We start from the raw sequence: 20,465 nt of genomic DNA, 5'->3' as shown, positions 1-20,465 counted from the left end.
ATCTTGCTAGTCTTAAAAAAGCTTCAGCAGGTCATTCTGTAGTTTCAAGAACGCCTCAGTCGGCTCACTACTCTCAAACTCAATCTCCATACTGGCTTGGCGTGAACGAGCAACGTCCTTGCCATTACCAGTAAACAAATCGGTTGAAAGAACTTTGCGGATCTTCTTCGTTGTTTTAGATCCAATTAGTGTGCGTTTGTTATCCCCTTCTTCATTTTCAACCACCTGAACACTGCCTAGGCTGATTTCAAATTTGGCTAACAAACGCTTTATTTTGATAGGATTTTTCTGCATTAGGGTGAGAAGAGGAATGTTTACCTCTCTTTCTGTAACCTCACCCTTGGCTCTTTTTTCAACATCGTCAGGGTGTAAGGAAGGCACTTTAAAAGACACCATTTTGGGGCGCCCTTCTTCATCAAACCATTCATTAATGTTGTCTAGCGTTTGCTTTTCGATTTGATCTTGAGCATCCGCAATTGAATTCATAATGGCTTCTACAAGATTTTGCAGTGTCAAATTAGACCCAGACATAATGTCCCCTTTCTGTATCAAGTTATTTGTTTTAATTAAGTAAGTGTTTAAACAATAACGAGGAAATCAATCAGAAACGCGGCTTAATCTGTGTATAAAATTTATTCTAGAAATAGCCTGTAGAAAGCGGCGAGCACAAAAAAAGCAGCGCATAGGCGCTGCTTTTCAAACCATACTTAATCTGGCTTAAAGCCTTTCAGGTTGGTTTCTTAAGGCTATATTTCAGGATTAGATACCCCACTATTCCTGAGGTTAACGAGCCCATAATAATACCCAGCCTTTCATCAAAAATAAGGTTAATACCTGTGGCCTCAAAGGCTAAGGAGCCGACAAACAAACTCATGGTAAAGCCAATGCCACACAAGGTTGCTGTACCGTATAAAGCGCTCCAACTCATGCCATTCGGTAAGCTTGCAAACTTCATTTTGATGGTTAAGTAACAGATCACAAATATCCCAATTTGCTTACCAAAAAAAAGACCCAAAGCAATACCTAAAGGCACACTATGAAAAACTTGATCTAGGTTTACACCCGTTAAGTTAATACCTGAATTTGAGAAAGCAAATATAGGTAAGATGACAAAAGCGACGACAGCATGTAAGTCATGCTCTAACACTCTAAGGGGGGAAACATGGTTGTCCTTAACATTTAATGGAATGAACATAGCAAGAATTACCCCAGTTAAAGTAGCATGAACCCCAGATTTCAACATGGCTACCCACATGATAATTCCAATAAAAATATAAGGACTATTGGTAATCACATTGTAGCGATTGAGCAGATACAACACAGGGATGCACAAGGCAACGACAATTAAAGCGGTTGAAGAAATTTTTGCTGTATAAAAAAATGCAATGATCAGAATAGCTCCAAGATCATCGAAGATTGCCAAAGAGGTTAAAAAGATTTTAATGGAAATCGGCACACGAGAGCCTAGTAAAGCTAATACACCCAGAGCAAAAGCAATATCGGTTGCTGCAGGAATCGCCCAGCCTTTTTCAGCAAGCGGATCACCATAGTTAAAATACAAATAAATCAGTGCAGGCGCTGCCATCCCCCCAATCGCACCAACCGCTGGCAAGATAACACTCTCTTTATTGGATAACTCACCTTCTAACAGTTCGCGCTTCAGCTCTAATCCCACTAAAAAGAAGAAGACAACCATTAAACCATCATTGATCCAAAGTAACAGAGGTTTGGCAATATCTAGCGCGCCCACACGCACTTCAACTGGAGTTGATAAGAGTAATTGATAAAAAGGTTCTAATTGAGTGTTGGCAAAGATGATAGCTAATATAGCTGCTAAAATGAGCAGAATACTGGCAGAAGATTTCATCTTAAAAAACGTATGAATAAGCGATAAAAGGACCTTGTTCATGACTCTTCATCCTAAAATAGAAAAGCTAGACGGTTGTTTTTCTCCCTCTTATTTAGCTCTTACGTCACGCTTAGATAAACAAATCAACTTACATTAAGTTTTAGCTTTGCGTTGGGTGTTTACCAGATTTCCTAATAACATAACCCCAGCTCCTAGAATTAAACTTAGCTCAAATGCTTCTTGATACAAGAAAACCCCAATTAAGGCGACCAGCGGCAAGCGTAAAAAGTCTAACGTGACTATCACTGTCACTTCGGCATGGCCCATCGCTTTGGTGATGCAATAATGCGCTGTTAAAGCAGTCATTCCAATTAGGCTTAACCAAATCCATTGAGCTCCCTCAGGCCAAACCCAATGATCAATTGATCCAATAAAACCAATAGGTAACTGTAAAAGGCACATATAGAACAAGATGCTAAAAGGCGCTTCGGTGGTCATTAAGGCTTTTGTGGTGGTATAAGCAACGGCATAACACATAGCCGCCCCGATGACGATTAAGGAAGCAAGCTCAAAAATGCCATAGCCAGGCTTCACAATAATGAGAACACCCATCAGACCAAGGCAAATCGCAATTATTTTTTTCTGCGTTAAGGTTTCTTTTAAAAAGAAGGCGGCAATAAGGGCCGTCCAAACAGGGACAGTAAATTCTAATGCAAACACATTTGCCAAAGGTAATAAGCTGATTCCCATAAACCAGCCATACTGCCCTGCAAAGTGGACAAAATTACGTAAAGAATGCAGCTTTAATCGATTGGTACTCAGTTGAGGTTTTTCTTTGAGAGCAAGGTAAATCACACTTAAGCAAATAAGGCCGATGGCGCTACGAAAAAAGAGAGCTTGGAAGATAGACAATTCACCAGCTAATTCTCTTGCCGCTACCGCCATTAGACAAAATGACACCAAACTGCCTGTCATCCATATGATTGCAATCATCTTTACCCTTCAACTTAAATCTTCAACGTAAACCTAAGTTTTAAACCTAGGTGCAGCCCTAATAACCTAAGAAAAAGAGTTTAACAGCAATCACTTTAAGAGGCTTGCTTTAGTGGCTGGACTACCGCTTTGGAAAAATGAAAATCTGTCTGTTGTGGCTTACTTTCTTTTTTAGGGGCAGGATGACGAATCGCTAGCGCTATCATCACCAATAACATGGCCGTGATATCCAATCGAGTTAAACTTTGATCTAGCAATAAAGCACAAGACAACATGGCCACCACCAGCTCAGCAGAACCAAAAATCGCAATAATTTCTGGTTTGGTTTTAATCGCTCCCATCACAAATAAAAGTTGAGGAATAGCCGCCGCAATAAAAGCTAGTCCGATTAAAGCCCACCACCCGCTCGCTTCTACAGGAAATATCATTTGTGGAGCACAATAAATGGCTAAAGGAATCAGCACAATTAGGTGTCCAAGCGTGCCCCATGCCATCCTTCTTGGTGCCGTTAAACTTTGTTTAGGCTTAGCCAAATATTGGATTTGAAACGCGAACACCAAGGGTGCAAGGAAGCAACCTATTAAAGCAAATTTAGATTCCATCGATAAAGCAGCGGGATCTATCACTAATGATGCCGCAATCAGCACTAGAGAGGCGGATAAAACTGAATTGGTATTCACACTGCGTTTAAAAACAAGCACGCCAAGCAGTAAGGAAAAGAAAGGATAAGTGTAATAAATTAAAATCGCTGTCGCTGACGCTAAAGTTTGTAGAGCATAAAAGTAAGCAAAAATACCTATCCCATTAGCAAAGCCAATCATCAGCATTCTGCTCACTTCTGGCCATAAAGCAGCTGGGGTTGGTAAATAAAATGACAGGAGAATACCAGGTAAGATAAAACGATAAAGCGTCACCATTTCAGCCGACATACCTTGTGCAAAAAGTATTTGAGCAAAGAGAGGATTAAATCCAAAGCCAATCGCAGCGAGCAGCACCATAATTGGGCCACTTGCTTGTATGCTCACGCTTTGTATCTCTTTGATTTGGTTGAAACTCATTCAGTTGTGTCCTTATTAGCCTTAGATTCCAGTAACGCCTCAATAGGCTAGACAATAGTTGAAACTAGATTAATATATAAGTGAATTAATCATTATATACATGCAATATTTGCATATATCAATTCACAATACAGGCTCAATAATGAAGCTCGAAATTAGACACTGGCAAATGCTTAAAGCGATCTCAGAATTAGGTAATGTGGCACAAGCTGCGGACGCTCTCGGCATTAGCCAATCCGCCTTAAGCCACAGAATTGCAGAAGCAGAACGTAGAATGGGAGGGAAGTTCTTTGAAAAGGAAGGCAGGCGCTTAAAACTCACACCTTCTGGCAGTTTAATTACTCAAGCGGCATTGCACTCGCTACCTGTACTTGAAAGAGCTGAAAATGACTTTGAACAAAATGCCAGTGATCAAAACCAAATAGTACGGCTTGGTGTCGCCTCTTATTCTTGCTATCACTGGTTACCTGAATTTATTCAATACGCTAACCAAAAAGCGCCTAAGCTCAAATTACAATTAGTCGCCTCAGCAACACAAAACCCAATTACCAGTTTACAACATGGATCTGTCGATATTGTCATTGCACCGGGTTATCTCGCAACCCCTGGCATTATTCCCATTCCTTTGTTTGAAGACGAGCTAGTATTGGTTACTCCTCACGACCACCCTTTAAGCCATAAACCCTATATCGAAGCGCAAGATCTTAGCCAAGAGCAGTATTACACCTATAGCCAAAATGTCTTACCTGGGTTTGAATATGAACGCTTTATTCGTCCCTCTGGTGTTATTCCTCAACAGGTGGAAGTGGTAGAAATGACAGATGCCATCATAGAATTAATTAGCGCAGGATTAGGTATGAGTATTCTGTCTAAATGGGCAGTAGATGCAGCATTACAATCACAAAGATTAAGCTATACGAAGCTCGGCGAAAAAGGCTTAGACCTAGCTTGGTCGGCCTTAATAAGAGAAAGTGAAAAGCGAAATAGCGCCAGTAAAGAACTCAGCAAATTATTAGCCACTTGGTATAAACTTTCTCGTTAATAATCAGATACTAAACAAAATAATGGATATAACACAGTATTCATTCATAGCCAGACATAAAGTATCAGTTTAACCCGTAGCATAAGGTGCTCATATGACAGGTGTCGAACTCGTTCTCTTTTCTAGCCTTATCAACTTACTAGTCAGCTACCTTGGAACACCAGACCCTGAACCTATTTGCTCACTCAAAACCTATATTAGCTATGAAGAACAGGTTACCGAGGTTCAGCGTCCAGTGTATTGCAAAGACATTGGCCTTTAGAGCTTAACCAGCTACTGTCAAAACAACGACTGATGTTATAGAGAATCAGTCGGTCTAAAAGTACAACGTACAGACAAAGCCGCTAGCGCAATGTTATGCACCATCTCATCCACGGTTGTACAAGCATCCGCTAAAATTGAAACCTGATACTCTTCTGCTGTTTTTGATAACGCCGTATGGGTAATGCAGTTTTGCGTCATCATGCCGCAAAGCACTAGATCTTCGATGCCTTCTGCTTTTAGTAAGCTATTTAATTCAGTTTGCTCAAAGCTGTCGGCATACTCTTTTTGCACTACCTTAGCATCAGGCGCTTCTTTTTTAAGCGCTGCGATAATATCTGCGCCTTCACTGCCCTTTTGGAAAAATGGGCCATCTTCTGGGGCGATATGCTGTACAAAGTAAATCGACATGCCTTTTGCTTTAGCTCTATCCATCGCCTCAATAATTTGCTTAATGCTGGTTTCCATATTCCAAAGAGGATACTTACCTCCTGGTAAGTAATCATTTTGTGGATCAATAATAATTAACGCTGATTTGTTGTTTATGGATTGGCTCATTTTTTCTACCTTTTATTAGACTTAATTCATTGAAAGCGCTTACTCAGGCTCTCATCTAAAAACCGCCCTTTATTTGCTAGGCGATAACTTGATAGAAATTATGCAAGTTAAAAGCTTGACCGATAAGCGTCTAATTAGACACAATTAATGCGAAATCAGACATTTTTTATTGAGTTAAAAACAAGATTCGAGCCAGCTTTATGATTAAGATTGCCATAGTAAATTACCCTAATGCGCTGAAATCCGCCCTTTATGGACTTGAAGAGCTCTTCTTACTCGCTAATGGCATTCGTTCTCCGCAATTACTACCAAGTCTAAATCTGGTTCAGGAACCACTAGAATCTGATGATGAATTAGCAAGTTCAACATTCGAGTCCAATAGAGAAAATGCAGCAAAGCCAACCTTTGAAGTGAGTTTAATTGACTGGTCTAATAGTAAAAAATCAGACCTCTTTGACCAGTCATTTGATGCCGTTATTATCCCTCCTAGTTTGGGATCTGACTTTTATTTAGCGAGTGAGACAGCGTCATTCAACACGTTAAACTTGTGGCTAATAAAACAACACAAGCAAGGTGCGATTTTAAGCTCAGCCTGTGCAGGCGCTTTTCTGCTCGCCAATACCAGATTATTAGACGACAGGCCTGTTACCACCCATTGGCAATTAAGCCAAAAGCTAAAGACACATTGCCCTAAAGCGAAAATAGAAGATGATAAGATTCTGATTAATGATAAAGATATCATTACCGCTGGTGGCTTGATGGCTTGGCTAGACCTTGGTTTAGAACTAGTGTCTGTACTCACCTGCCCAAGCTTAATGCGACAATTAGGCAAACAACTCGTTGTCGACACAGGACATAGAGAGCAAGCCTACTATCAAGTATTTAAACCTAATAAACACTCAGACCAAAATGTGCTTGCCTGCCAACACTATATTCAACAACATCATGCAAAACAGATCAAAGTCGGTGATTTAACCCAGCTAACTCATTTAACCGAACGCACCTTATTACGCCGTTTTCAAAAACACCTTCAGCTCTCACCCAGTGAATATATTCAAAACACCCGCATCCAAAGTGCTTGCGACCTTTTAGAATCTTCTAATTTGAGTGTGGAATCCATCGCTCAGAAAGTGGGCTATCTAGACACAAGCGCCTACCGCAAAGCCTTTAACCAAAAGATGGGACTGAGCCCATCTCAATTCAGGCATCGGTTTGCTAAAAGAGCCTAACTCAACAAAGCTAACTGACACCGAAAGTTTACCGTTATAAAGTATGCTAATTTGCAGACAGTCGATCTAAAATAAGCTGGCCTGCAAACAAATCTTGGGCAACAAAGCCTAAAGACTTATAAAGGGTAATCTGTTGATCATTTTGACGGCCTAAGACCTCATTATTAATCACTTGGCCAATTTCACCTAATACATGATCACGTGCGATTGCTCCCTCATTCAGTGGGATGAGAATATCACCAGCTTCATTGTAACAAGAGTCTAAAAAATCAACATAGACAGCAGATTCAAGAATAAGCTGAGAATCCGCTTCACGGGTATTTTTAGAATAAGCTCCTACAAGGTTGACATGAGCACCAGGCTGAACCCATTCACCTCTTAATACAGGTGTTTTTGCACTCGTCACTGTGCACACAATATCACAAGCAGCAGCCTCTTCTGCCTGATTAGTTGCTCTCACATTCAGTCCTGTTCTTTGAGATTGTACCGACGCAAACATAACTGCCTTATCATAATTACGGCCAAAAATTAAAACTTCATCAAGTGGCCTTATAATGTTTATTGCATCAATATGAGCCACAGCTTGTACGCCGGTACCAAATACTCCACAGCGTTTTGCATTCGGCTTTGCCAAGATATCGGTTGCTAAAGCTGATGCTGCAGCGGTTCGTATTTCGGTGATTGACGCACCATCAATAAGAGCAACTGGTGTACCTGATTCTCGATTAAAAAGTAAGACACCACCTTGGATAGTAGGTAACCCTTTACGAGGATTATCCCTATGTTCACTCAAAATTTTGGTGCCATAATAACGAAGAGATTGACTGCTGCCTGGCATCAAACCAAAATAGCTTGATTCATCGTCAAAAGGAGAGAAATACATTCTTGGAGGGACATTAATATCCCGTTTAGAGGTTGCAGACATTGCTTGCTGCATCGCATTAATACAATCATGCATGCTTAACAAAGAACGTACTTGCTCATCTGAAATATAGACAAAAGACAAATTTAATACTCTATATAAAAGTGCCCTGAGCCAAGAGAATCAGAGCGTATGCGTTGAAAAACCTTCCATAAAATTACGCTGTAAAAAGCGAAGAAAGCGGTCACGAAATAAACACATATGCTCATGTGCTATTCTTTCTGCAAGCTCAACATCTTGATCAATTATGGATTGCGTCATTTTGCTATGTTCATCTACATTAATGTTGTCTCTTTCAACTTCCATTAAATACTCGAAGTGAAGATGCAACATACGTTGACCTTCATCTAACAATCTGCGGTAAAAATCCATCACATAAGGGTTTTTACTCGCCTCTGCAATCGCCATATGATAGGCCTTATTGGTTTCTGACATGGCTAGGTAGTTATTAGGTTTCACTGCCTTTTGGTAAGCGTTTTGGCACGCTACAATCTTTTCTATATCAGTGTCAGTACGCAATTGAGCAGCCAATCGGTTTATCATGCGTTGAGTCACATCTAGAGATTCGATATATTTAGGAAACAAAGAAATATCCAAAGGCGCTATTTGATTAGTCTTATTTGAAGGGCTAATCACCAAGCCATCACCAGACAAACGAATCAATGCTTCTCGTACAGGAGAGCGGGACAGATTAAAGCGTTCAGCAATCTGATTTTCATCTAAAAAACGACCTGGTGGTATCTCAAGCGTCAAGATTTCTTGGCGTAAAATTCGATACACTTCTTGTGCCCCAGAACCTTTAGCAAGTTTACGAGGCGTCGTTTTATTTTGATCTGTTTTAATGGATGCCATAGACTTAATACTTCTCAAATGTCACAAAATGATGCTAAAAGGAGAGTGATTCCACCCTCCTAATATACTTACAATACACATGCAGTATACATCAATTGATCACACTTTATTAGCTTCCTTCCTGGTACCAGCCCCAAGGCTCAGCACTATTAAAATCAGTAATCTGCTTAGTGCTCAAGTAGTTATCCAAACCCCAATGCCCTAGTTCACGACCGATGCCACTTTTTTTGCGACCGCCCCATGGCGCTTCGACAAACGTTGGTTGCGAACAATTGGTCCAAATGATGCCAGCATCTAAACGTCTTGCAACACGATTTAAGCGGTCTTTATCTAAAGACAATACAGCGCCAGCAAGACCAAACTCAGAATTATTAGCAGAGGCAATGGCTTCATCTTCTGTTTTAAAAGAACGAATCGCGACCACTGGACCAAAAATTTCTTGCTGCCAAATAATTGCTTCTTCACTGACATCTGCAAAAATAGTAGGTTCTATGTAATAGCCCTTTTCGAAACCTTCAGCCGCTTTGCCGCCCGTAACTAAACGATGACCTTCGCTGATGCCAATATCGATATACTTTAAAACATCAAGGTATTGCTTCTCACTGACCTGAGGACCGAGCTTGATACCCGCTTCAAGACCATTACCGATTTTGATTTTTGCGGTTTCAGTTGCCAATTTCTGCAAAAATGTCTCGTATATGCTTTCTTCTACCAGCACTCTTGAAGTTGCCGAACAAACTTCACCTTTGTTCCAGAAAATACCAAACATGGTCCATTCAACTGCCGCGTCAATATCTGCATCTGCAAATATAATCAAAGGTGACTTGCCTCCCAGCTCAAGAGTAACAGGCGTAAGATTTTGAGAGGCTGCGCTCATGACATTAGTCCCCGTTGCAACGCTGCCGGTAAAGGCTAGTTTATCTAGCTTAGGGTTTCCTGTTAAAGCGGCTCCTGCCCCAGTAATAATATTTAACACACCAGGCGGTAATTCAACTTGCTCAAGCACTTCTGCCAACTTAAGTGCTGTCATTGGTGTTTGATGAGACGGTTTAAGCACCGTGGTACAACCTGCTGCCAAGGCAGGTGCTACTTTCCATGCAGCCATTAGAAGCGGAAAGTTAAAAGGTATAATTTGCCCGACGACACCTATTGGTTGGCGTATCGCCTGACTGGTAAAACGTTCATCCCCTAATGCAATGACTTCAGGGGCTTCGTCATCCAACTTTTCAGCCAAATTGGCATAATACGAGAAACAATCGGCGGCATCGTCAATATCCCATTCAGCTTCAGGTAAAGGTTTACCATTATCAAGTGTTTCTAACTGACTAAATTCATCACGCTTTGCACGAATACCCTCTGCAATAGCATGTAAATAAACAGCACGTTCTTTACCCGTAAGTTTTGGCCATGGTCCTTCATCAAAGGCTTTGCGTGCAGCAGAGACGGCGTCATCTGCTTCTTTTTTACCTGATAAGCTAATACTGGCTAAGATAGTTTCATCTGCTGGATTGATAACATCCATGGTTTTAGCACTAGCAGCATTTAAGAATTGTCCATTAATATAGATTTGAGTTTGCATTATAAATCCTCTCACACCAAAACTGGCGCTTAACACCCTTAACTAGCGTCATGTATTATCGCGTGCCCTACATTAAATCATGCAGTTCAAACAGCTTGATTCAGGCTTTACTCTATTCATGACTTTTTATGTATTTAAAAGCGGCAGATCAACAGATCTGTTTAGTACCTTGATCTGCCGTTTTAATTAAACGGCTTCAGCAATAGCAAATGCTGCTTTCATGTCTACTTTTTCTTGCTCGGTTAAAGGCAGTAATGGCGCGCGACACGCTCCACCAGGTACACCCGCTAACTCACAGCCGTATTTCAGTTTTTGAATAAATTTAGACTCTTCTAAACACTGCATAACAGGGAAAAGTGCTTTGATAATACGCTGAGCTTCTTGTAGATTACCCGCTTGGAAGGCGTTATAAAAACGTACAATTTGAGGCGCTAAAAAGTTTGCTGGACCGCAGACCCAACTCGTTGCGCCCCAAATAAAGAAATCCAACGCTTGATCATCACTGCCACATGACAACTGAATTTTACTGCCAAAAGTTGAGGTAATATCCATAGCGCGCAAAAGGTCCCCGCTACTTTCTTTAATACCTAATACACGGGCATTATCTTGAAAGGCTTCCATCACTTCCATACCCACATCAACACCAGCTCGAATTGGATAGTTATAAAGCACAATATTCACATCACAGGCATCTAATACCGCATTGAAATGTGCAATCATTTCTTCATTTGAAGGCAAAGCATAAAAAGGGGCAGACAAAAGCACATTGTCATACCCTAACTCTTTTGCTTTATTGGTTAACTCAATCACTTCACGGGTTGAGGAGGCATTCGTTCCTGCCATCAAAGGTACACGACCACCAACCACTTTTTTAACAAAGGTCAGCACCTGTGCCCTCTCATCATGGTTCATTGCATAATATTCACCCGATGTTCCCATGACAGCAAAACCATGTACGCCATCGGCTAGTTGCTTTTCAACGACTTTTTCAAGTGCGACAAAATCAATATTACCTTGATTATCAAAAGGGGTAATTAGTGCTGGTAAGATGCCTTCAAGTTTCATTTTTTTCTCCAGTTTGTGTGTTCTTGCTTAAATAAGTAAAAGTAAAAATATTAAATATACACAGTATATACAGTAATTTTTAGACAAAACAATCTCGCTCTCCAAGCTATAGCTAGGAGATCTAGAGTCAAACCCTGTTAAATTTTTAAATCATTAATCTAGATTGAGCGCTTCAATATAAGGACCCCAGGTGTCAGATAGTACAAAACCTTGATCAAAGGGATCACTGGGATCCAACGCCAATTGCTGGCTACCATAAATCCAACCACGGCCGGTAATTTGGGGTAAAACAGCCTCTTTTCTACCGATTGAAGATAACCCGTCCAAAACGACCTTAAAACGACTACCAATAATGGACTGAGTAATAAGTTCACCCCCTTCCTTGATCAAGCCACGCTCAAATAACGTTGCCAAATATGCTGAGCTGCCAGTACCACAGGGAGATCGATCACATCGACCGGGTTTCAAGGTGGTGCAAGTGCGAGTCACATCCGCTTCTTCTTGTTTAAACATGACATACGAAAGTTTATTAAGCGCTGGGTACAAAGGGTGCTCGACTTCAATCTGTTGGTTGATCAAGGTTACTAGCTCGACGCCTTTAGCAAAGAGTTCACCCGCATTCACTTTATCTATCGTTAGCCCTAATTGTTTAACCTCAATAATGGCGTAGTAATCACCACCAAAAGCAATATCCGCACGAATCGCTTTCCCCTGATACGTCACCTCAAAATCCAATTTCTCAACAAACGAAGGCACCATAGACAGGGTAACATCGACACATTTACCAGCTTCACATCGAGCAACCGCCTTAACCAAGCCTGCTGCCGTATCAAGGGTGACGATTGTTTCTGGTTCTTGCATTGCTATTGCACCAGTTTCTAACAACACTGTGGTCACACAAATGGCATTTGAACCTGACATAGGATGAGCACCGTCAGGCTGCAATATGATAAATCCCGCATCCGCTTCTGGATTCGTTGGAGGTGTCACGATATTAAAAGAGCCATGAGGCACACCTCGTGGTTCGAAGCATAAAAACCGCTGTAAGTCTCGCCCCTCATGATTCAAATAGTTCAGCTTATCGAGCATGGTGTCACCAGGTACATTAATCACCCCTCCCAATACCACTGCCCCATTTTCACCTTCACAGTGGGCATTGATGACATTCACTACTTTTTTCCAATGCATCATATACTCCTTAAAATCGTGTGGCGCTATAGGGTGACATATTAACCTTTTCACTTGACCCTTGTGTGATAAGGTCAGCTACTAACTCCCCAGTAATCGCCCCATAAGTAATACCCAATTGACCATGTCCACAAGCATAAATGAGGTTTGAATATCTTGGCGATTTATCTATTACAGGTAAAGTATCTGGCATCATTGGCCGATATCCTACCCATTCTGTTTTTTCAATAATCTCCAAGTTTGGCAGTATATTTTGGGCTTTACGGGTGATAGCCCTTACTCGATTATAATTTGGCTCACTATTTAGCCCGCCTAGTTCTAAGGTACCACCGACACGCAATCCCATCTCCATCGGCGTAATTACAAAACCACCATTATGATGAAGTAAGGGATGCTTAAGACTCACATTTGGCCTAAGAATCGTCGTGTTATAACCAGCCATGGCTTCCACGGGAATATAGTCTCCAACTTGATCTGCTAAAATACGAGACCAAGCACCGCAAGCAATCACAAAGTGATCCGCTTCCAGTTTTTCATAATTATCTAATAAGGCCGCAATAATTTTCCCATCTTTTTTGATTAAGTCTGTCACCTTACTCAGACGAATTTCTCCACCATTTTGACTAAAGGTATTTGCCAAAGACTGAGTTAACCTTTGTGGATCTGAGAAGTAATCCCAACCCTTCATTAACATGCCACTATCAATATTAGGGCTTATCTCTGGCTCCATTTCACGCAGAATATCCCCTTCAAGAAATTCCATTTTAAAGCCACAGTTATGCCTTAAATCCCACGAAAATTGATCCTCTATGATTTCATTACGATCATCAAATAAATAAATAACTTCATGGGGCTTAAGAAGATCTTCTATGTCACTTTCTTTGAGCAAAGGAGCATAGGCTGCTGCCGCTTTATTCGATAATTGGGTTAGCCCCTGAGCAATATTGTTAACATTATTTTCACTACCTGATTTTAAAAAACGCATAAACCAAGGCATCATAGTTAGAGCATGTTTTGCCCTCACTGTAACTGGCCCTTCTGGGTCCATTAACCAATTAGGCACTTGAGACAAAACGCCTGGTTTAGAAATAGGTACTATCTCACTCACTGCCATCAGACCACAGTTACCTGTTGAGGCCCCAGCGGCCACACCACCTTTATCCAACAAGATAACCTGATGACCTTTTTTCTGCAGATTAATGGCCGATGTCACACCAATAATACCTGCTCCAATGACGACTACTTTAGGTTTAACGTTCATAGTTTGTATCTTCCGCCTAGATCCTGAAAGATCTAATAACCATTAAATGGCTATCTTATGGATCAGTTTGCCTTCCAATAAACTGACACACCTTGTCAGCGGAAAAGCAATAATAAAGTAAATGAAGGCTACGGCTGTCAGCATTTCAACAGGCTTAGCAGTGACACTGGAAATATTCTGTCCGATATACATCAAGTCAGACATCCCCACGGCGGAGACCAAAGCGCTCTCCTTAAACAGACTCACCGTATTCGAAAGCAAAGTCGGTACTGCTCTGAGTATGGCCTGAGGTAAAATAACATGTATTATTTTAGTCAATGAATCTAACCCCAATGCAATACAAGCATCAGATTGATCTTTATCAATAGAGATCAAGGAGGCACGAAAAGTTTCACTCGATATCGCCCCCATATAGAGTGTTAGGGCAATCACTGCCGAACTGAAATTACTTATTTCAGTTCCCAAAATCAGAGGCAGACAGAAAAAAATCCAAAATAATTGTATTAATACAGGCGTTCCTCGAAAAAACTCAACATATACCGTACTCACTGAGTATATGAGCTTATTACTCGATACCCGCATTAAGCTCACAAAAAAACCTAGGGCAAGACCTAATAACAAACAAAGACCAGTGACTTGTAAAGACGCTGCTAAACCTTCTAGCAACACCTCCCAATATTCAAACAAAAATAGAAAATCAACTGTATAAGTCATACTAAAACACCTTAGCTATTCGCCGTTTTATAACGTTTTTCCAAGCGACTACTCAGTAGCATTACAGGTAACGCAATGGCAAAATACATCAGAGCAACAAATGTAAATGTCTCTATGGGTCGATAGGTTTCGGTTGAAAGCAATTTCCCCATATACATTAAATCTTCAATTGCCACGATGGCCACCAGCGCACTCTGCTGAAAAATGCTGATGGCATTCGTCACTAACACTGGCATCCCCAAGCGAATCGCTTGGGGTAAAATGACATATAAGTTAGTTTGTAATGGCGTTAACCCCAGTGCAATTGAGGCATCTAAATGTGCTTTAGGAATAGCCTGTATTGCCGCTCGATAAGCTTCTGCATTGAAGGCAATCAAGTTGAGAGATAACGCCAATACACCCATTACAAAGGGGTCCAAAAACAAATTAAACAGCATGGGTACACAATAGAAGATCCAAACAATCTGAATCAAAGCTGGAGTGCAACGAAACACTTCAATAAAGGCCATAGTAGGTAGTCTAATCAATCGCGATTGGCTCATTGCCATCAGACAGACTAAAAAGCCGCCTATCACACCAAAAACAACAGATGTCAGCGTTAGTTGAACTGTCACTATCAGACCATCTAACAACTGGTCTATTCCTTTAAGTACATAGAAAAAATCAATGTCGTAATTCATAATCAGTGACCTGCATGTAATACGTTTTCTAGGAACTCTCGGGTACGCTGCTCTTTAGGATTACCAAAAACTTGTTCTGGCGTGCCATCTTCCACAACCACACCACCAGCACAAAAAACAACGCGAGTCGCAATGTTTTTTGCAAACCACATATCATGAGTCACTATCATCATCGGCATTTTTTGTTCCGCTAATTGCAACATCACCGACTCAACTTCATTTACTAGCTCAGGATCTAGGGCTGAGGTAACCTCATCAAATAACATCAATTCAGGCGATAGCATGAGTGCACGGGCAATGGCTACACGTTGCTTTTGTCCACCAGATAACTGACTTGGGTGAGCATCTGCTTTATCGGCTAAACCAAAACGCTCAAGTAAGGACATAGCTTTTGCATTAGCTTCTTGTCGACTGACACCCCGAGATTTTACTGACGCTAACGTCAAGTTGCTCAAAATAGTAAGGTGGGGAAACAAGGTATAATGTTGAAACACCATACCAACACGCTTTTGCACCTCTCGGTTTAAATTATTCACGCCTTTTTTGCTGGGTGCTGCAGAAATATAATCTTCTCCCCCTAAGGAAATATCTCCAGCAGCAATTTCTTCTAAGCCCATCATGCAACGCAATAAGGTACTTTTGCCGCCGCCACTGGGCCCTATCACAACAATTCTGTCTCCAGGCTGCATATCTAAATCCAGCCCTTTAAGAACATGAATATTAGGGCCGTAGCTTTTCTCCAGCCCCCTAATAGAGACAAATGCATCTGCTCCGATCTGATTTAAAGTCGATTGATGTCTATTTTTAGCTGGATGAGCATTAGTACTAATCATGGTTTACTCCTCTATTAAACTATATAAGGATAAGAATGAGCCCTACCCCTTAAGTCCAATTACTCAGCTGCTTCAATAGATTTTTCGGTGTACATTTGCGCTAAACGAGCAACATCACCTTTAGCAATTTTTTCTTCTAAGAAAATATTAAATACTTCAATATCAGACCAAGACACATCTTTGCGAACAGCCAAAGCGATGCCTTGCTTTAGCAATGCTGGTGTAGGAGCAACATCTATCGCCCATTCTTTGTTTATGGAAGTGAAAATACGATTCGTATCCGCAGCATCGACTAACACATCAGCTCTACGAGAGATTAAAGCTAACCGTGTTTCATCATTGCCAGGAAGGCGTAATATTTTTGCATTCTGAATGACACTAGTAAGGCCTTGATCTTGTACAGTGCCTGACATGACAGCAAGTGTAATGCCTTTTTTATCGAAGTCATTTAAGTACCTAGCATTAGCTGATAGCTTGGGGTTTTCACCATTAAAAACAAATGACACTTCTTGATACATAGGTGAAATTGTAAATCCAACCGCCATAGCGCGCTTAGGTTTACGATTCAGTGCCAATGACATATCCCACTTACCTGCTTGCAAACCCGCAATAATGTTGTCCCAGGTTGTGTCAACAAAAACAGCATTTACGCCCAAATGGGTTTCAGCAAACTCTCGACATAAATCAACATAAACACCACTGTATTCACCCGTTTTCGGGTCACGAATTACATAAGGTGGTGCAACGGCTGCCCCACATCGCAACATCCCTCTTTTCTGAGCATTTTCCCAAACAGGTTCAGTTTCTGTCGCACCTGCTACTCCTGAAAATAATACTGATGCTAAAAGTGATGTTGCTAAGCCGATTTTCTGAAGTGATTTAAACAATTTCATGTGTATCTCCTACTGCTAATGTCATTTTTATTTTGTTTTACATGGGAGGTTTATCTATCAGTAAAGGTAAAAAGAACCAAAACCTTGCATACACTATGAATACACAAAACCCTAACGTCAAGATTTTTTTGTATATTTAATAAATACAAAAATCAAAATGTGTTTTACACCTTTTTAACATAAACTAAAAACAACTAATAAAATTGCATAAATAACTAATAAATAAAGATATTTTTACATTTTTATAATTTCTATTTCTAAATTTATCCTTCAATAAAGTTTCATTAGTTATCTTTATTGATAAAAAAATACTTGACATAAGCAAGAAATTACGAGAAAAAACAAAACAATGTATACACAATAAATACAAAAAAAAAGAGTAAGCACTATGCAATCTAGATTTGAAGGTAAAGTCGCTATCGTGACTGGCGGAGCAGGTGGAATAGGCGCCGCAATTTGTGAGCAGCTGGCAACAGAAGGTGCAATAGTGATTGTCTGTGATCTTGATATTGCCAGCGCCAACATGCTGGTAAAACAACTACTAGATAAAGGACTTAAGGCTGAGGCTTCAGAAACAGATATTGCCAATAAACAGGCCTGTCAATCATTGGTAGCGGATATTATTAATCGCCATGGCAACATAGATTTACTTGCAAACAACGCAGGTATTAACCGACGTGGAGATTTACTGTCATTGGAAGATAGTGATTGGTTAATGAGCTTCGATGTAAACATCCATAGCATGTTTTACCTATGCCAAGCCGTTTTGCCACATATGATAAAAGCAGGAGGTGGTGCTATCGTTAACACCGCATCTCAGTGGGGGCTCCACCCTGCACCGAGCCATATAGCCTACAATGTAACCAAGGCAGCAGTCGCCGCTTTTACTCAAAATCTCGCAAGAGATTATGCCCCTAAAAAAATACGCGTAAATGCCGTATGTCCAGGTGAAATCCACACACCCATGTTAGAACACGGTGTTATTCGCTCCGGTAGAACCATCGCTGACTTGGATGCTATGGTGCCATATGGACGCATTGGAAAACCTAACGAAGTGGCCGCATTGGTCGCATTTCTCATGTCTGACGAAGCCGCATTTATGTGTGGTTCCCTAGTTGAAATAACCGGCGCCCAAGCCGTCGCTTAAGGAAAAACTATGAGCTCACTTCCCCTTAAAGGTAAAACGATTCTTGTCACTGGCGCATCCAAAGGCATTGGTTTAGTCATTGCGAGAACCTTATATCGAGATGGCGCAAATGTGATAATTCATTACAGCTCAAACATGGCTCCTGCTTTAGCGCTCGAATCAGAGTTTGCTGAACGTGGATTAGCCATTCAAGCAGACCTCAGTAACCCTAATGAGATTCAATCTTTATGGCGAAATGCCTTAAATTGGCGAGGACATATCGATGTATTGGTAAATAACGCTGGCGTGTATGTCTCCTCTCCCCTAGATAATGATGATGACTGGCGTAAGGATTGGAATACTAACCTTCAAGTTAACTTGATTGCTGCAGCGGATTTATGTCGATATAGCATTCAACATTTTGAGAACATGGGCGCGGGTATCATCATTAATATGGCAAGCCGCTCTTCTCACCGAGGCGATAACGCAGAACACCTCGCTTACGGCGCTGCAAAAGGTGGATTACTTGCTTTAACTAAAGGCATAGCCCGTGGATTTGCTGGCAAAAATATACTGGCTTATGCCTTAGCGCCAGGTTGGGTAAGAACTGAAATGGCAGAAGCTCATATTGCAGCAGTGGGAGAAGACGTTATTTGCGAGGCATTACCATTAAAAGAAGTAACGCCTCCAAGTGATATTGCAGAGATGATCAGCTTTTTAGCCACAGGTAAAGTAAGGCATGCAACAGGATCAACTATTGATATTACCGGTGCAGATTACGTACGCTAACAACCTACATTCTAAAGGACAAGGATAGCCTTTAGATGAGTTTATTTCTGGGCATCATACATAAACCCACAACCAAAGCCTAAAAAGCTAATGCCTGAGAGGCGAGCCATGATTCGTCTCGATTTAGCGCCAACCAAACGAGACTTCATGCGCAAGGCTAATAATGCGTAAGCAGCATGTATTGAACTGACTATTAAGATGATAGACATAAACATGATCCCAAACTGCACAGGCACAGCTTGACTTTGATTTAAAAACGCAGGGAAAACAGCCGATAAGAATAAGATGGATTTTGGATTACTGTAGGAGATCAGCATGGCTTTAATAATCAAGCTTCGTTTTGATATCTGCTCTTCTTGCTCTAGCTTATCACTATCTGCCTTCGCCAAATTGATAGTAGGCATCTTATTAAAAGATGCTTTTTAGCATCTTAATACCCATCCAAGCTAAATAAGCACCTCCTGCTAATTTCATCACATTAAAGACGCTGGGAGCGGCTTCTAATAAAGCGCCTACTCCTAAGGCCGCCGCTAGGGCTATGGAAAATAACGCAATTAGATTACCTAAGATGGTATAAAAAGCGCCCCTTAGGCCAGACTCTAACGCTTGTACTATCACTGCAATCACATTAGGCCCAGGTGAAATAGAAGCCAAGGTAATGATTGAAGAAAATATGATCCAGTTTGCCAAATCCATAAACGCTCCTTTTAAGCATCATATATAAGGTGTCAGAAAGTAGCTGTCACAAAATTATTTAAGAGAAAGCATTGCTTTGCGTGTTTCGCCATCCATTTTCTCAATAGCATAACGTAATGTAGGCCTTGAAAAGCGATTAATATTTTCTTCTATAAAACGAATAACTTCAGCTTGGTGCTCTATTGCAGTCACTTTTAATAACCAACCCACCCCTTTTTGTACAAACTCATTCTCATCTTCGAGTAATAAGTCGCACTGTTTGAAGACTAAGGCGGCATTCAGATAATAGGTCTGCTTGCCCATTTTACGCTTAATAAACTTTACCCAGACAACACAAGCGGCCCGTCGACACCAAGGGCTTTGCGATAACGCCCAATGCTGCATTGACTCAATTAAATGAGGTCGCGTCATCAAAAAATTAAAAACCGCTTTTAGACACAAATCATCCACCAAAGACCAGTTATTGGCATATTCTTCTAACCAATATTCAAAGCGTACTAATAAGGCATCATCATAATGACGTTTTACAAACTTGTTTATCAGTGCAAAGGCTAATAAGAACTCTTCGTTATATTGTGCCTCTTCAAGAAATGCCTCAGTAATCGCAAGAGTTTGCTCGGCATTTAAATCTACATATTGGCTTTGAAAGGCTTTTAAGATGAGTTTAATATCTGTCGCATTTGCTCCAAGACATTCAAACCCTTCGGGAAAATAACGAGCACTTGAGGCCGCTTTTTCAGGCGTACTGACTTGTCTAAGTTCCGTTTTGAGGTGATGGATATAAAATGAAATGTCTCGCATAAAACTAGGGCCACCAGCTTGGATGTATATAAGCCTTTAATTTTGCGTGAGATGTTAACAGAATAAAACCCTTAAA

The 20,465-nt window shown here is 40.8% G+C and carries 23 protein-coding genes; 5 read left to right on the top strand and 18 right to left on the bottom strand.

The window, feature by feature from the left end; translation table 11 throughout:
* Window positions 1-12: 12 nt before the first annotated feature.
* The 4 genes from Q0A08_RS00370 to Q0A08_RS00355 form a co-directional block, all read right to left on the bottom strand.
* Entirely contained in the window at window positions 13-531 is a 519-nt protein-coding gene (locus Q0A08_RS00370; RefSeq protein ID WP_438464165.1) for a DUF2589 domain-containing protein, read from the bottom strand.
* A 196-nt stretch (window positions 532-727) separates the two neighbouring features.
* Window positions 728-1,909, bottom strand: coding sequence for a Na+/H+ antiporter NhaA (gene nhaA / locus Q0A08_RS00365; protein WP_438464164.1), 1,182 nt, complete (start codon window positions 1,907-1,909; stop codon window positions 728-730).
* A 93-nt stretch (window positions 1,910-2,002) separates the two neighbouring features.
* Entirely contained in the window at window positions 2,003-2,842 is an 840-nt protein-coding gene (locus Q0A08_RS00360; protein ID WP_438464163.1) for a DMT family transporter, read from the bottom strand.
* A gap of 95 nt (window positions 2,843-2,937) precedes the next feature.
* Window positions 2,938-3,900 (bottom strand): DMT family transporter, encoded by a 963-nt coding sequence (locus Q0A08_RS00355; protein WP_438464162.1) that lies wholly within the window; start codon window positions 3,898-3,900, stop codon window positions 2,938-2,940.
* A gap of 142 nt (window positions 3,901-4,042) precedes the next feature.
* Between Q0A08_RS00355 and Q0A08_RS00350 the strand changes: the two genes are divergently transcribed.
* Both Q0A08_RS00350 and Q0A08_RS00345 read left to right on the top strand, forming a co-directional pair.
* Complete coding sequence (locus Q0A08_RS00350) at window positions 4,043-4,942, top strand: LysR family transcriptional regulator (protein ID WP_438464161.1); 900 nt, start codon at window positions 4,043-4,045, stop codon at window positions 4,940-4,942.
* A 94-nt stretch (window positions 4,943-5,036) separates the two neighbouring features.
* Window positions 5,037-5,204: a hypothetical protein gene (locus tag Q0A08_RS00345; RefSeq protein WP_438464160.1), complete on the top strand. Its 168-nt coding sequence runs from the start codon at window positions 5,037-5,039 to the stop codon at window positions 5,202-5,204.
* A gap of 35 nt (window positions 5,205-5,239) precedes the next feature.
* Here Q0A08_RS00345 and Q0A08_RS00340 read toward each other — a convergent pair whose 3' ends face one another.
* Entirely contained in the window at window positions 5,240-5,761 is a 522-nt protein-coding gene (locus Q0A08_RS00340) for a cysteine hydrolase family protein (protein ID WP_438464159.1), read from the bottom strand.
* Between the two features lie 200 nt (window positions 5,762-5,961).
* Between Q0A08_RS00340 and Q0A08_RS00335 the strand changes: the two genes are divergently transcribed.
* A complete protein-coding gene (locus tag Q0A08_RS00335) occupies window positions 5,962-6,990 on the top strand; it encodes a GlxA family transcriptional regulator (RefSeq protein ID WP_438464158.1) in 1,029 nt (342 codons plus the stop codon).
* A gap of 46 nt (window positions 6,991-7,036) precedes the next feature.
* Here the strand turns inward: Q0A08_RS00335 and Q0A08_RS00330 are convergent, their stop codons facing one another.
* The 10 genes from Q0A08_RS00330 to Q0A08_RS00285 all read right to left on the bottom strand — a co-directional run bounded on the left by Q0A08_RS00330 (window position 7,037) and on the right by Q0A08_RS00285 (window position 16,977).
* Window positions 7,037-7,996, bottom strand: coding sequence for an ornithine cyclodeaminase family protein (locus Q0A08_RS00330; protein WP_438464157.1), 960 nt, complete (start codon window positions 7,994-7,996; stop codon window positions 7,037-7,039).
* 39 nt (window positions 7,997-8,035) lie between these two features.
* Window positions 8,036-8,764 carry a GntR family transcriptional regulator gene (locus Q0A08_RS00325; RefSeq protein WP_438464156.1) on the bottom strand — a complete coding sequence of 243 codons (729 nt, stop codon included), beginning with the start codon at window positions 8,762-8,764 and terminating at the stop codon, window positions 8,036-8,038.
* Window positions 8,765-8,873: 109 nt separating this feature from the next.
* Window positions 8,874-10,343 (bottom strand): aldehyde dehydrogenase family protein, encoded by a 1,470-nt coding sequence (locus Q0A08_RS00320; RefSeq protein ID WP_438464155.1) that lies wholly within the window; start codon window positions 10,341-10,343, stop codon window positions 8,874-8,876.
* A 186-nt stretch (window positions 10,344-10,529) separates the two neighbouring features.
* The gene (gene dapA / locus Q0A08_RS00315) at window positions 10,530-11,408 is read right to left on the bottom strand and encodes a 4-hydroxy-tetrahydrodipicolinate synthase (protein WP_438464154.1); all 879 of its coding nucleotides are present in this window, start codon (window positions 11,406-11,408) and stop codon (window positions 10,530-10,532) included.
* 153 nt (window positions 11,409-11,561) lie between these two features.
* Window positions 11,562-12,596 (bottom strand): proline racemase family protein, encoded by a 1,035-nt coding sequence (locus tag Q0A08_RS00310; RefSeq protein ID WP_438464153.1) that lies wholly within the window; start codon window positions 12,594-12,596, stop codon window positions 11,562-11,564.
* A gap of 10 nt (window positions 12,597-12,606) precedes the next feature.
* A complete protein-coding gene (locus Q0A08_RS00305) occupies window positions 12,607-13,857 on the bottom strand; it encodes an NAD(P)/FAD-dependent oxidoreductase (protein WP_438464152.1) in 1,251 nt (416 codons plus the stop codon).
* A 42-nt stretch (window positions 13,858-13,899) separates the two neighbouring features.
* Entirely contained in the window at window positions 13,900-14,571 is a 672-nt protein-coding gene (locus Q0A08_RS00300) for an amino acid ABC transporter permease (RefSeq protein ID WP_438464151.1), read from the bottom strand.
* Window positions 14,572-14,582: 11 nt separating this feature from the next.
* Window positions 14,583-15,251: an amino acid ABC transporter permease gene (locus tag Q0A08_RS00295; protein ID WP_438464150.1), complete on the bottom strand. Its 669-nt coding sequence runs from the start codon at window positions 15,249-15,251 to the stop codon at window positions 14,583-14,585.
* Window positions 15,252-15,253: 2 nt separating this feature from the next.
* On the bottom strand, window positions 15,254-16,084 hold the full coding sequence (locus Q0A08_RS00290; protein WP_438464149.1) for an amino acid ABC transporter ATP-binding protein: 831 nt from the start codon (window positions 16,082-16,084) through the stop codon (window positions 15,254-15,256).
* A 59-nt stretch (window positions 16,085-16,143) separates the two neighbouring features.
* A complete protein-coding gene (locus tag Q0A08_RS00285; RefSeq protein ID WP_438464148.1) occupies window positions 16,144-16,977 on the bottom strand; it encodes a substrate-binding periplasmic protein in 834 nt (277 codons plus the stop codon).
* Between the two features lie 388 nt (window positions 16,978-17,365).
* On the opposite strand from Q0A08_RS00285, the gene Q0A08_RS00280 reads away from it, so the two are divergent.
* A complete protein-coding gene (locus Q0A08_RS00280; RefSeq protein ID WP_438464147.1) occupies window positions 17,366-18,124 on the top strand; it encodes an SDR family NAD(P)-dependent oxidoreductase in 759 nt (252 codons plus the stop codon).
* A 9-nt stretch (window positions 18,125-18,133) separates the two neighbouring features.
* A complete protein-coding gene (locus tag Q0A08_RS00275) occupies window positions 18,134-18,892 on the top strand; it encodes an SDR family NAD(P)-dependent oxidoreductase (protein ID WP_438464145.1) in 759 nt (252 codons plus the stop codon).
* A gap of 41 nt (window positions 18,893-18,933) precedes the next feature.
* On the opposite strand, the gene Q0A08_RS00270 is transcribed toward Q0A08_RS00275, so the two are convergent.
* The 3 genes from Q0A08_RS00270 to Q0A08_RS00260 are packed head-to-tail and all read right to left on the bottom strand — an operon-like array spanning window position 18,934 to window position 20,389.
* Window positions 18,934-19,296: a LysE family translocator gene (locus Q0A08_RS00270; protein WP_438464144.1), complete on the bottom strand. Its 363-nt coding sequence runs from the start codon at window positions 19,294-19,296 to the stop codon at window positions 18,934-18,936.
* 4 nt (window positions 19,297-19,300) lie between these two features.
* Window positions 19,301-19,588: a LysE family translocator gene (locus Q0A08_RS00265; RefSeq protein ID WP_438464143.1), complete on the bottom strand. Its 288-nt coding sequence runs from the start codon at window positions 19,586-19,588 to the stop codon at window positions 19,301-19,303.
* Window positions 19,589-19,642: 54 nt separating this feature from the next.
* On the bottom strand, window positions 19,643-20,389 hold the full coding sequence (locus Q0A08_RS00260) for a DNA alkylation repair protein (RefSeq protein ID WP_438464142.1): 747 nt from the start codon (window positions 20,387-20,389) through the stop codon (window positions 19,643-19,645).
* Window positions 20,390-20,465: the final 76 nt, after the last annotated feature.

The sequence above is a fragment of the Marinomonas sp. PE14-40 genome, from assembly GCF_051623805.1.
Classification (GTDB): Bacteria; Pseudomonadota; Gammaproteobacteria; order Pseudomonadales; family Marinomonadaceae; genus Marinomonas.
Note: the sequence above shows the minus strand (reverse complement) of the source record. Positions and strands in the feature narration are given on the sequence as shown.